The organism is Kineococcus siccus, assembly GCF_009906795.1.
Classification (GTDB): Bacteria; Actinomycetota; Actinomycetes; order Actinomycetales; family Kineococcaceae; genus Kineococcus; species Kineococcus siccus.
The window spans coordinates 6,912-18,969 of the sequence record NZ_JAAALN010000032.1 but is presented as its reverse complement, the minus strand read 5'-3'; the positions used below and the strand labels follow the sequence as shown (position 1 = coordinate 18,969).

Genomic DNA, 12,058 nt, shown 5'->3' with positions numbered 1-12,058 from the left:
TCACCGCCGCGGCCGTCACCGTGACGTCGCGCGTGACCGTCCCGGTGGCCCCGTCGTCGTCGGTGACCGTCAGCGTCACCGGGTAGGTCCCCGCCGCCGCGTAGGTGTGCGACGGCGTCGCCCCCGTGCCCGAGGTCTGGTCCCCGAAGGTCCACGCGTACGACGCCACCGTCCCGTCGGCGTCCGCCGACGTCGACGCGTCGAACGCCGCCACCAGGTTCGCCGCCGTCGACGTGAACGCCGCCGTCGGCGCCTGGTTCACCGCCGCGGCCGTCACCGTGACGTCGCGCGTGACCGTCCCGGTGGCCCCGTCGTCGTCGGTGACCGTCAGCGTCACCGGGTAGGTCCCCGCCGCCGCGTAGGTGTGCGACGGCGTCGCCCCCGTCCCGGTCGTCTGGTCCCCGAAGGTCCACGCGTACGACGCCACCGTCCCGTCGGCGTCCGCCGACGTCGACGCGTCGAACGCCGCCACCAGGTTCGCCGCCGTCGACGTGAACGCCGCCGTCGGCGCCTGGTTCGGCGGGGCGGCGACGGTCACGTCCTTCGTCAGCGTCGCCGTCGCGCCCTTGTCGTCGGTGACCGTCAGCGTCACCGGGTACGTCCCCGCCGCCGCGTACGTGTGCGACGGCTTCTGCCCCGTCCCGCTCGTCTGGTCCCCGAAGGTCCAGGCGTAGGACGCCACCGTCCCGTCGGCGTCCGCCGACGTCGACGCGTCGAACGCGGCCACCAGGCCCTGGGCGGTCGAGGTCCAGGCCGCGGTCGGCGCCTGGTTCGGGAACGTGCCCCCGCCCTTGACGAAGTGGTCGCGCACGACGGCCGCGCTGAGCGCCGTCGGGTAGATCGCGACCTCGTCGACGGTCCCGGCGAACCAGTCGCTGGTCGTGCCGCCCCAGGTCGCGTCACCGCCGACCCGCCAGTAGCCCGTGTAGCCCTGCGCCCCGGTCTGCGGGTTCGTGGCGACGGCCACCCCGTCGACGCTGAGGACCATGCCGCCGGGCCCCTGCGAGGCGACGAGGTGGTGCCAGGCGCCGTCGTTGTAGCTCAGCGGGGACGTCGCGAGGTTCTGCTGGCCCGTCCACGTGCCGAAGGTGATGCGGCCGTTGGTGGTCATCCAGACGTGGCGGTCGTACGCACCGCTGCGACCGGACGTGGCGGAGCCGAACCCGATGATCTTGCCGCCGCGCGTGGTGGTCGTCCTGAACCACAGCTCCTCGGAGTACTGCGTCGGCGCCGGCACGGCCTGGGTCGAGACGACGGTGTCGTCCACGCCGTCGAGGGAGACCGCCCGACCGCTGCCGATGCCGGCGACGCCGGGGACGGCCCCGCCCTGCAGGGTGCCGGGGGTGCCCCCGGGGCCGCTGTCGGCCGCGGTGGTGCCCGCCGTCTCCTCCAGCCGCCAGAACGAGTCCGGCTGCGCGTCCCAGACGGACGCCCCGTAGGCGTCGGTCGGCTTGACCGCACCCGTCGGGGTCCCGCCCGCCGCCTGGTAGTGCGCCGTGACCGTGGCGGCCGGCAGGGCCGTCGGGTAGACCGCGACCTCGTCGATCGACCCGGCGAAGGCGTTGCTGGTCGGCCGGTTCGGCCAGCCGTTGAGCTGGTCGCCGCCGACGCGCCAGTAGCCGTTGAGGGGCTGGGCGGTCGTGGTCGCCGCGTCCCGGGCCACGCGGACGCCGTCGACGTACAGCGCGGTCCCCGACGCGCCGAGGGTCGCGACGACGTGGTGCCAGGCGCCGTCGTTGTAGGCCTTCGCGGAGGTGATGGTGCGGGTGCCGCCGGAGTAGATGCCGAACGCCAGGCGCCCGTCGTTCTGCAGGTAGACGTGCCGGTCGTAGCTCGAGCTGGCTCCGGTCCGCGAGTTCCCGAAGCCGACGACCTTGCCGCCCCGCGTCGTGGTGGTCCTGATCCAGGCCTCGACGGAGAAGGTCGTCGGACCGGCGAGGAGCGTCCCCGAGCTGGCCGGGACGGCACTCGTGCCGGCGAAGGCGGACGCGGTGCCGGGGTCACCCGCGATCGCGCGGTCGGTGCTCGCCGTCACGGTCGCGTCGGTGGTGAGGTCGTCGAAACCCGCCCAGTCGAGCGCCGAGGTCCCGCTGGTGGCGCTGCCCAGCGGCCAGTAGGCGTTCGCGCCGTCGGCGAGGACGCCCTTGGAGTACGCACTGGACTCGTCGGCGGCGGGCACGGTGATGCGACTCACCGTGCTGAGGGTCGAGTTGCCGTCGCGGTCGTACACGTAGACGCGGTAGGTGTGCGTCGAGCCGGGCGCCAGACCCGTGTCCGTGATGCCGGTGGACGGCCGGTCCCACCACGTCGATCCCACGGTCGTCGTGCTGATGGGCGTCGCGGTGACGCCGTCGCGCACGACGCGGTACTCGAGGTCGCGGTCGTCCGGGTCCCAGGTGGTGCGCCAGCGGACCCGCACCGCGCCGGAGGCCGTGGACGTCAGCTGAGGCGTGAAGTCGGCCTGGTAGCGCGGGCCCGTCTTCTTGGGGGCGATCGGCCGGAGGGCCATGCGGACGATGCCCTGCTGGGCGATGTTGTTGACCTTGGGGAACTCCCCCGCGAGGGAGATGTACTGGCTGTTCCCGGTCACCGACCACGCGGCCTGGTTCTGCCCGGTGACGGTCCCGACGTCCAGGTCCGGCCACCAGTTGAGCAGTCGCGGCGCGGCGTAGCCGGGGAAGTCGCCGCCCGCGTTGCTGCCCTGCGAGTCGGCGCTCGTCGCCATGGCGCGCTGGAAGGTCCACGGTTCCGTCTGCGGCCAGCCGCCGATCTGCGAGCAGTTGTGCGGGTGCCCGACGGTGTAGACGACGCCGCCGATGGGCTGGACCGAGTAGACGTCACCCCGGCAGCCGACGACCCAGTTGACCTTGCCCGTCACGGCGTCGGCGGCAAAGCTCCCCTCGAGGTTCCCGCCACTGCCGTAGGTGTAGCCGGTCCCGTAGACCTGCGTGCCGTCGGTCGCCAGGGAGTAGATCGCGGCGTTGGCGCCCGCGTTGCGCACGACCTGGGTGGCGGCCCACGGCACCGAGGCGCCGGTCACCGGGTCGAGCGCCCCCATGCCGTACTGGGGGGCGCCGTTGAGGGTCGTGAAGCGGCCGGCGGCCACGACGCGCGCGCCCCCGGGAGCGACCAGGTCGAAGACCTCGGCGTCGGCGGTCGGCGCCCACGGCAGGAGCGACCCGTCGGCCGCGTTGAACGCCGCGAGCCGGGTCCGCGCGACCTTGTTCGCGACCGAGAACGCACCGCCGATGTAGACGGTGCTCCCGACCGCGACGACGGTCTTCACGCGGTAGTCCAACGTGGGCGCGAAACCCGGCACGAGGGCGCCGGTGCGGGCGTCGAGGGCCGCGATCCGGTAGCGCGCCACGCCGTTGACCTGGGTGAAGTTCCCGACGACGTAGATCCTCGAGCCGTCGGGCGAGGACGTGATGCCCTGGCCGTCGGAGTTGAGCGACGCGTTGAACGACGGGATGAGGTTCCCCGTCGTCAGGTCGTAGGCGAGGATGTTGGTGCGCGGCGTCTCGTTCGTCCCGGGCGCGGCGCCCGCCGGGCGGGCCGAGGTGAACTTCCCGGTGACGTAGACGGTGTTCCCCACCGTGGTCTGCGCCCAGACCACGCCGTTGATCTGGACCGTGGGCAGCACGTCCGCCGACACGGTCTCGGGGACGTCGGCGGCGACGGCGGCGGGGGCCGTCACCGCCCCGAGCCCCAGCAGCGTCAGGGCGGTCACCAGGACGGCCGCGAGGGACCGCCGCGCCGAGACCGGCCGCGGACGACGTGCACTCATGAGCTTCTCCGTTGCTCCCGCCGGTGCCCGGCGGATCCTCGTGGTGCGGTGGGTGCCGCGTGCGCCCGCGGCGCGGCGGCGAGAGCCGGTGGCCGGGCTCAGCCGCGGATGACGACGACGTCAGCCGAGCTGATGGAGGTGACCTCGAGGGTCGTGGAGCGGACGCTGCCGCGCGGCAGCGAGTAGACGAAGGTCGCCTCCGCACTGGCGCCCGGCTGGAGGATGCCGGTCGGTGCCTTGGCCGGCGGGCCCTCCATCGAGGGCGCGGGCGTGCCGTTGGCGAGGGAGGCCGTGACGCGGATGCCGTCGAGGTCGACCGGGACAGTCGACCCGTTGCGGAAGGTCACGGTCACGACGGCCGCCGATCCGCTCACCTCGCCGGGGTACTTCGCCGTGACGGTGGCCTCGCTCTCGGCCGAGACGCGGACGCCGAGCCCCTCGCCGAAGAGCGCCTCCTTGCCCGGGGGCACGGCCGGGAGCTTCCGCGCGCCGACGACCGGGGCCGTGTAACCCCGCCCCGGCGGGATCCTCGGCACCGGGGTCGTCGCCGCGACGGCCCCCGGGACCGGGGTGGTCGTGGCCACGGCTGCCGGGGCGGGCGCCGCCGTCGTCGTCGGGGCGGGCGCCGCCGTGGTGGCCGCCGGCGGGGCCGGGAGCACCGCGCCCGGGGCCCCGGGCGCACCCGGCGAGGGGGTCCCCGCAGCCGGGGGGGCGGCGGCCGGCGGCGCCGCGGGAGCGGCCACGGTCGACACCGAACCGCCGTCGGAGCAGGCCGGGAGGAGCGCGACCGCGACGAGCACGGCCCCGGCCGTGAGCACGTGGAGCGGGGACCGGTGACGGCCGGCGTCAGGGCGCATGCAGGGATGCAAGCACAGGTGCCGTGATCCCCGACGTCACTTGGCGCAACCGGTCCCGCCCGGGGAGCAAGCGGTCACGCGCAGGTGCCCCATCGTCACCGTCGGCCTCAGGAAGCGCCTCCCGACACGCCGGTCGGGCCTCGCCGGCGGCGGGAACGACGACGCCCCGGAGCCGACGAGCGGCTCCGGGGCGTGCGTGCTGCAGGTGGCGTGCCCACCTCCGAGGTGAGGCCGGGTTCAGCCGGCGCTGTGCGTCAGCGTCTCCCAGTTCATGAAGATGCCGCTGCCGGTGGGGGACACCCCGCCGAGGAGCCGCTGCGTCTGCGGCATCGCGGTCCCGAGGCGTCGGGCGTAGTGGTTGTACCCGATCCCCCAGGTGAGGGTGTAGGCGCTGCCGCCGAGCGTGAACGGCTTGGGGCAGACCCAGCCACCGGCCGCCGGGTCGTTGATGAAGCGGGCGTTGAACTCCATCGCGGTCACGAGGCGCTCGCGCTGCTCGCCGTAGAGGTCGAGCCCCTGGGTGCGGGCGGTCTCGGCCCCGTTGAGGGCCGCGGCCAGGCCCATGGCCAGGTGGCTCGCGTCGCGGCACGTCTCCGCACCCAGGCCGCTGACGAACTTCGTGGGCGAGGCCCAGTACTGGAGGTAGTTGCTGTCCTTCATGATCGTCGACGTCGGGAAGTACGGCTTGGGCCCGTCGCTCGCGAGGTAGAAGCTGCCCTTGACGTGGTTGCGCCAGTCGCCGACACCGTCGTCGTACACGGCGCGGTCGTTGGTGAAGACGCCGATGTTCATCGTCGCCTCGGCCATGGTCAGCTGCCAGTTCGCGGACATCCACGTCCAGCCGTTGCGGACGCGGGGCAGGAACGCGGTCCGGAGCATCGTCTCGAACCGGGACACCTCCGCGGTGCTCCAGCCGGCGCCGCTGTACCGCAGCAGCTCGGCGGCCTTGGTGAAGGTCTGACCGGCCCACCCGGCCTGCAGGAGGCCGTTCTTGTAGACCTTGGTGTCGAACCGGTGGTCCTTGAGCACGGCCGACCAGGCGTTGAGGATCTGCTTCGACTTCTCGGCGTGGGCCTTGTCGCCGGTGAAGTACCAGAGCAGGGCGTGCGTGTAGGCGGCCTGGGCGTCGTCCGTCTCCGCGGTGCACCCCTCGTTGATCGCGTTGTACGACCCGCACCCGACGTAGGCGACGGGGTGCGGCGTCCAGCCGAGGCTGGCGAAGCGCGAGCTCTTCATCTTGTCGAAGGCGGCCTTGGCGGGCGCCTGGCCGGCGAGCACGGCGGCCCGGGCCTTCTCGAGCGAGCCGGCGCCGTCGACGATGCCGGGGTGGGTGAAGCCGTTGGTCACCGTCCGCTGCAGCGTGGGCACCCCGGGAGCAGGCGCCAGCGCCGGCGCGGGAGCCGGGGCCGGAGCGGGGGCCGGCGCGGGGGCCGGAGCCGGAGCCGGGGCCAGGGCCGGAGCCGTCGTGGTCGCCGTCGTCTGGAAGCTGTTGAGGGCGAGCGCCGTGCGCGTCCCGCTCGTCGAGAGGTAGCCCCCCAGGCCGACGGAGCCGGCCGCCTTCACGGCCTGCGCGCTGGAGTCCTGGGCCGAGACCTGCCACGCCGGCACCGGCTGACCCCAGGCCCAGACCCGGGCCTGCACGGTGACCGGCGAGGTGCCGGACACCCGGGTCTCGACGTTGAGCCACGCACCCGACGCCGCCTTGACGGCCGGCTGCACCCGGCCCAGCTGGGTGGCGCTGCCGTCGACCTTGCGGTCCGCCGTCAGGGTCAGCTCGCCGTTGGCGCCGACGGTCAGCGTCGAGCTGTAGCGGTCACCGTCGCCCTGGCTCCGCAGCGACGTGGTCTGGTAGAGACCGACGCGGGCGGCGCCCACCGTGGGCAGGCGCAGGCCGTGGCGGACGGTCACGTCGGCGGCGGCCACGGCGGGCAGGGAGGCGGAGAAGCTGCCACCAGGCGCGAGCACCGGGACGCTCAGCTGGTTGCCGCCGGTGGTCAGCGACGTGCCCGCGGGGGCCGTGACCTTCCAGGCGCCACCGACCTCGGCGGCCCCGAGGGCGCGGGTCGCACCGCCGAAGGAGTCCCTGGCGACGACGGCGTCGACGGTCGCCGCCGAGGCGGGGGCGCCGACGGCGACGAGCAGGGAGGAGGCCGCGGCAGCGGCGCTCAGAAAGGCGCCGAAGCGCCAGGAACGCGGTGTAACGATCTCAGAAGTGGGCACGATGGAGGTTCGGGACACCCCTCGAACCCCTTGAGCGAGCGACGAAGGATTCATCCAAAGGGACACGGGACGGGGAGCGTACCCGCCTTCTCGGCACTCTCCGTCAATCTGGTGTGACCGAGCAACGGATCCGGGCCGCGCCGAGGACCCGGAGGGCTCCCCGCGCGGCCCGCCCCGTCAGATGCTCGGCTCCGACGGGGCCCCGAGCTCGAGCGCGTCGACGTCGGCCACCACCAGCTCGATCGACGCGGTGCTCTCGGCCACCTCCATCTCGACGACCCGGCGCAGCAGGCCCACGGGCTCGTCGGCGACGCCGACCTCGACGATGCGCGGGGCGATGCTGGGGACCGCGTGCGCGCGCTGCAGCCGCGGACGACCCGCGAGGCGGCGGCAGAGGTCCTCGTAGCCGTCGGCGACGTCCTCCCAGTCGTAGCGCAGCGCCCGCACCCGGCTCGCCCGGCCGCGGGCGGCGGTGCGGGCCGGGTCGGCCTCCGCGCGCTCGACGAGGGCGCGCACGTCCTCGGCGGTGGACCAGTAGGACCCCGCGTCGCCGAGGACCTCGCGGTTGAAGTTGACGTCGTAGGCGTCGACGGCCGCGCCGGCCCCGATGGCCCGCAGCAGCGAGGGGTTGGTGCCGCCGACGGAGTGCCCGTGCAGGTAGGTGCTCGCGCCGGCGTAGAGCTGGTCCAGGAGGTCCTGGTCCCACACCCCGCCGAGCAGGCGCACCCGCTCGTCGGCGAGCCCCCGCACCCGCGCCGTGTACGCGTCGGAGTACGGCGCCGAGCCGACGACCACCAGCGGCTTGCGGGCGCGCGACGCGGCGTACCCCGCGACGACGACGTCGACGTGGTTCTCGGGCTCGAAGCGGGCGACGACGAGGTGGTACCCGTCCGGGACGAGCCCGAGCTCCGCCAGGCGGGCCGGGTCGCCGCCCCCCTCCACGACGGGGGCCCCGTACCGGATGAGCGTGGTGGGGGCGCCGAAGCGCTCGCGGTAGTAGTCGGCGATCCCCTGCGCGTCGGCGATGAGCGCGTCGGAGCAGCGCACCGCGAGCGCCTCGGCGCGGCGGTAGTAGCGCTGACCGGCCGGGCCCCACTTCGTCCGCTTCCACTCCAGCCCGTCGACGTGCGTGGCCACCGGGACCCGGAAGGCCTGCAGGACCGGCAGGAACGGGGCGTTGGCGGCGTTGAAGACGATGGCGGCGTCGACCCGGCCCTCGCGTGCGGCCAGGGTGGCGGCGACGTGGCGCAGCGACAGGTGGGCGACCGCGAGCGCCGAGCGGCTCAGGGTCTCCAGCGAGCGCTTGTGCACGGCCGGCAGGTGCACGAGGCGCATGCCGCGGTAGGTCTCCGGCGCCGGTCCGTCGCCCGCCGGTGCCGCTCCGTAGACGACGACGTCGTGGCCCCGTTCCACGAGGCGGGCGCCGACCTCCTCCACGCAGGTCTCGAACCCGCCGTAGTGGGCCGGCACCCCGCGGGTGCCCAGCAGGGCGATGCGCAGGCCGTCGCCCCGCCGATCCGTGTTGCTGGCCGTCATGGTCGAGCCGCCCCCTCGTCGCTCCGCGTCACCACGGACGTCCGACGGTAGAGGAACGGTGAAGGCGGCGTTGCCCTTTCACGAACACGGTGCGTACGCGGCGAGACCGGCGGGTGTCGGGCCCGCCCCCACGGCGGGAGCCCGCGGTGCGCGCGGGTGCGCGGCGCCGCGACGGGAGACGTGCGCCGCGACCCCGGGACGGGGCCGGGCCCGCGGGAGACCGCGGTCACGCTGAGCGACGGCACCCAGGCGTCACACGGGCGAAACACGATCGGTGCACGGCGTCCCTAGGGTCCGAGCGACCCGTGCGGCCGGGCGGTCCTCGCCGCGGCCGTCCCGCGAGACGCCAGGAGCACTCCCATGAGCGGCAGCAGCGCCCGACTGCAAGCGATCACCGCGGTGATGGCCCACGAGGCCCCCACGCCGTCCTTCGACCACGCGGAGGCGCCCGGCGACATCTTCGGCGCCAACGTCTTCACCAAGGCCGAGATGCAGAAGCGGCTCCCGAAGGCCGTCTTCCGGTCCGTCGTGGCGACCATCGAGCTGTCGCGACCGCTGGACCCCTCCGTCGCCGACGCCGTCGCCTCGGCCATGAAGGACTGGGCGATGGAGAAGGGCGCGACGCACTACGCGCACGTCTTCTACCCCCTGACCCACTCCAGCGCCGAGAAGCACGACAGCTTCCTGGAGCCCGGTGACGACGGCTCCTCCATCGCGGAGTTCGCCGGCAAGACCCTCGTGCAGGGCGAGCCGGACGCCTCCAGCTTCCCCAACGGCGGCCTGCGCTCGACGTTCGAGGCCCGCGGCTACACGGGCTGGGACGCGACCAGTCCCGCGTACGTCCTGGAGAACCCGAACGGCAACACGCTGTGCATCCCGTCGGTCTTCGTCTCCATGACGGGCGAGGCCCTCGACCACAAGACCCCCCTGCTGCGCTCGCAGCAGGCGATGGCCACCCAGGCGGCGCGGGTGCTGAAGCTGTTCGGCCACGACGACCCGGGGGCGATCGTGTCCTACGCGGGGCCCGAGCAGGAGTACTTCCTCATCGACCGGCACTTCTTCCTCTCGCGCCCCGACCTGCTGAACTCGGGCCGCACCCTGTTCGGCGCGAAGCCGCCCAAGGGCCAGGAGTTCGACGACCACTACTTCGGCGCGATCCCCGAGCGGGTGCTCGCCTTCATGCTCGACACCGAGCGGGAGCTGTTCAAGCTGGGCATCCCCGCCAAGACGCGGCACAACGAGGTCGCCCCCGGCCAGTTCGAGATCGCGCCGATGTTCGAGCGCTCGAACCTGGCGGCGGACCACCAGCAGCTGCTGATGGTGACGATGAAGCGCATGGCCCACAAGCACGGCATGGAGCTGCTGTTCCACGAGAAGCCGTTCGAGGGCGTCAACGGCTCGGGCAAGCACGTGAACTTCTCCTTCGGCAGCACCACCGTCGGCAACCTGATGCTGCCGGGCGACAACCCGCACGACAACGCGCAGTTCCTCGTCTTCTGCGCCGCCGTGATCCGCGCGGTGCACCGCTACGGCGGGCTGCTGCGCGCCTCCGTCGCCTCCGCGACCAACGACCACCGCCTGGGCGCCAACGAGGCGCCGCCGGCCATCATCTCGATCTTCCTGGGCGAGCAGCTGGCCGACGTCTTCGACCAGGTCGCCAAGGGCGGGGCGACGTCGTCGAAGGACAAGGGGACGATGACCATCGGCGTCGACACGCTGCCGGTGCTGCCGACGGACCCGGGCGACCGCAACCGCACGAGCCCGTTCGCGTTCACCGGCAACCGGTTCGAGTTCCGGGCGCCGGGGTCGAACCAGTCGATCGCCTCCCCCGTCTACACCATCAACACCATCGTGACGGAGGCGCTGGACCACATCGCCACCGCGCTCGAGGGGCGCGTGGCGGCGGGCGAGGAGTTCAACCACGCCGTGCAGAAGGTCCTCGAGGAGATCGTCACCGACCACGGGGCGGTCGTCTTCAACGGCGACGGGTACTCCGACGACTGGCAGGTCGAGGCCGAGGCGCGCGGGCTGAAGAACCTGCGGACGACCCTCGACGCGGTGCCCGAGCTCATCGCGGAGGAGTCGCTGGCCCTGTTCGACCGCTACGGCGTCCTGTCGCCGCGCGAGATGCACAGCCGCTACGAGATCGCGCTGGAGCAGTACGCGCTGAGCATCACGGTGGAGGCGAAGCTGACGCTGGAGATGGGCACGACGAGCGTCCTGCCCGCGGCCCTGCGGTACCAGACGGAGCTGGCGCAGAACGTCGCCGCGCTCGCGGCCGCGGGGGTCCCCGCGGACGTCTCCACGCTGGAGGAGGTGTCCGCTCCCCTGGCCGCGCTGCGCGCGGGGCTGCGGAGCCTGCGGACGACGCTCGCGCACGACGGCGCCGCCACCCCGCTGGCCGAGGCCGAGCACGCCCGCGACGCCCTGCTGCCGGCCATGGACGCCGTGCGGACCGCGGCCGACGAGATCGAGACCCTCGTCGCCGACGACCTGTGGCCGCTGGCCACCTACCAGGAGATGCTCTTCATCAAGTGACCCCCACCGACGGCGGCGCGAGGAGCTCGCGCCGCCGCCGGGCTGGACGGCCGCCTCAGCCGCCCGCCGCGGCCCAGTCGTGCACGACGTCGAAGTCGCCGCCGGGGCGCTCCCGCTCCAGGAAGGCGAGCACGTCGCGGGGTCGCGGGGCGCTCGTGGCGCCCCCGAGGGTGCGCACGGACATCGAGGCCACGAGGCCCGCGAACCGCACGCGCGTCGCGAGGTCCCACCCCAGCACCGTGCCGGCCATCAGACCCGCGGTGAACACGTCGCCCGCGCCGGTCGGGTCGACGGCCCGCACCCCGACGGCCGGCACGTCGGCCCACTCCCCCGTGCCCGCGTCGGCCGCCAGCGCCCCCCGGCCGCCGCGCGTGACGACCACGGTGCCGACGCGCTCGGCGAGCACGGCCAGCGCGGCGGCCGCGTCGTCGGTGCGGGTGTAGCTCGTCGCCTCGACCTCGTTGGGCACGAACACGTCGACGTCGCCGAGCCGGTCCAGGACGTCGGGTGACCACGCTGCGGTCGCGTCCCAGCCGACCCCGCCGAACACCGTCGTCCCGGCGGCCCGCAGCGGTTCCACCCACGCGGGCAGCGGTTCCGACACGCTGACGTGGCACGTGCGCGCCGCGGGCGCGGCACCGGGCCACGCGGCCGGGACCGCGGTGCCGGGTTCCTCGTAGGTGATGAAGCTGCGGTCGTGCTCGTCGGTGACGGCGACGCTCACCGCGGTGTGGACGGCGGCGTCCTGCACGAGCCAGCGCAGGTCGAGGTCCGCCTCGGCCGCGAGGGCGGCCCGCAGGTGGGTGCCGAACAGGTCGCGGCCGACGACCGCGAGCAGGGCCGTGCGCAGCCCCAGCCGGGCCGTGGCCACGGCCCGGTTCGCCGTGCCCCCGGGGGTGACGACGAACCCGTCGGCGTACACCTCCGCGCCTGGGGCCGGCAGCCCGGCGCCGGAGAAGACGAGGTCGCAGTAGACCGTGCCGCCGAACGCGGCGTCGACGGCTGCGGGCGGCCCGGCGCCGGCGGGGTCCACGGGGAGGCCTCCTCGTGCCGGGGCGACCACCCGGGACCGGGTGGCTCCCCAGTGTGGACACCCGACGGCGACCGCCTCGCGGCGGGT

7 protein-coding genes are annotated in these 12,058 nt (G+C 74.2%); 2 read left to right on the top strand and 5 right to left on the bottom strand.

Annotated elements, in window-relative coordinates:
- Both GTR02_RS06170 and GTR02_RS06165 read right to left on the bottom strand, forming a co-directional pair.
- A partial coding sequence (locus GTR02_RS06170) for a PKD domain-containing protein (protein ID WP_166606602.1) occupies window positions 1-3,787 on the bottom strand: 3,787 nt, incomplete at its 3' end.
- Between the two features lie 98 nt (window positions 3,788-3,885).
- On the bottom strand, window positions 3,886-4,257 hold the full coding sequence (locus GTR02_RS06165; RefSeq protein ID WP_166606601.1) for a hypothetical protein: 372 nt from the start codon (window positions 4,255-4,257) through the stop codon (window positions 3,886-3,888).
- A gap of 106 nt (window positions 4,258-4,363) precedes the next feature.
- Between GTR02_RS06165 and GTR02_RS06160 the strand changes: the two genes are divergently transcribed.
- Window positions 4,364-4,624 (top strand): hypothetical protein, encoded by a 261-nt coding sequence (locus GTR02_RS06160; RefSeq protein ID WP_166606600.1) that lies wholly within the window; start codon window positions 4,364-4,366, stop codon window positions 4,622-4,624.
- Between the two features lie 257 nt (window positions 4,625-4,881).
- Here the strand turns inward: GTR02_RS06160 and GTR02_RS24215 are convergent, their stop codons facing one another.
- Window positions 4,882-6,882: an alginate lyase family protein gene (locus tag GTR02_RS24215; RefSeq protein ID WP_166606599.1), complete on the bottom strand. Its 2,001-nt coding sequence runs from the start codon at window positions 6,880-6,882 to the stop codon at window positions 4,882-4,884.
- Between the two features lie 159 nt (window positions 6,883-7,041).
- The gene (locus GTR02_RS06150; protein WP_166606598.1) at window positions 7,042-8,400 is read right to left on the bottom strand and encodes a DUF1972 domain-containing protein; all 1,359 of its coding nucleotides are present in this window, start codon (window positions 8,398-8,400) and stop codon (window positions 7,042-7,044) included.
- 360 nt (window positions 8,401-8,760) lie between these two features.
- On the opposite strand from GTR02_RS06150, the gene GTR02_RS06145 reads away from it, so the two are divergent.
- Window positions 8,761-10,938 carry a glutamine synthetase III family protein gene (locus GTR02_RS06145; protein ID WP_166606597.1) on the top strand — a complete coding sequence of 726 codons (2,178 nt, stop codon included), beginning with the start codon at window positions 8,761-8,763 and terminating at the stop codon, window positions 10,936-10,938.
- 55 nt (window positions 10,939-10,993) lie between these two features.
- Here the strand turns inward: GTR02_RS06145 and GTR02_RS06140 are convergent, their stop codons facing one another.
- Window positions 10,994-11,971 (bottom strand): PfkB family carbohydrate kinase, encoded by a 978-nt coding sequence (locus tag GTR02_RS06140; RefSeq protein WP_166606596.1) that lies wholly within the window; start codon window positions 11,969-11,971, stop codon window positions 10,994-10,996.
- Window positions 11,972-12,058: the final 87 nt, after the last annotated feature.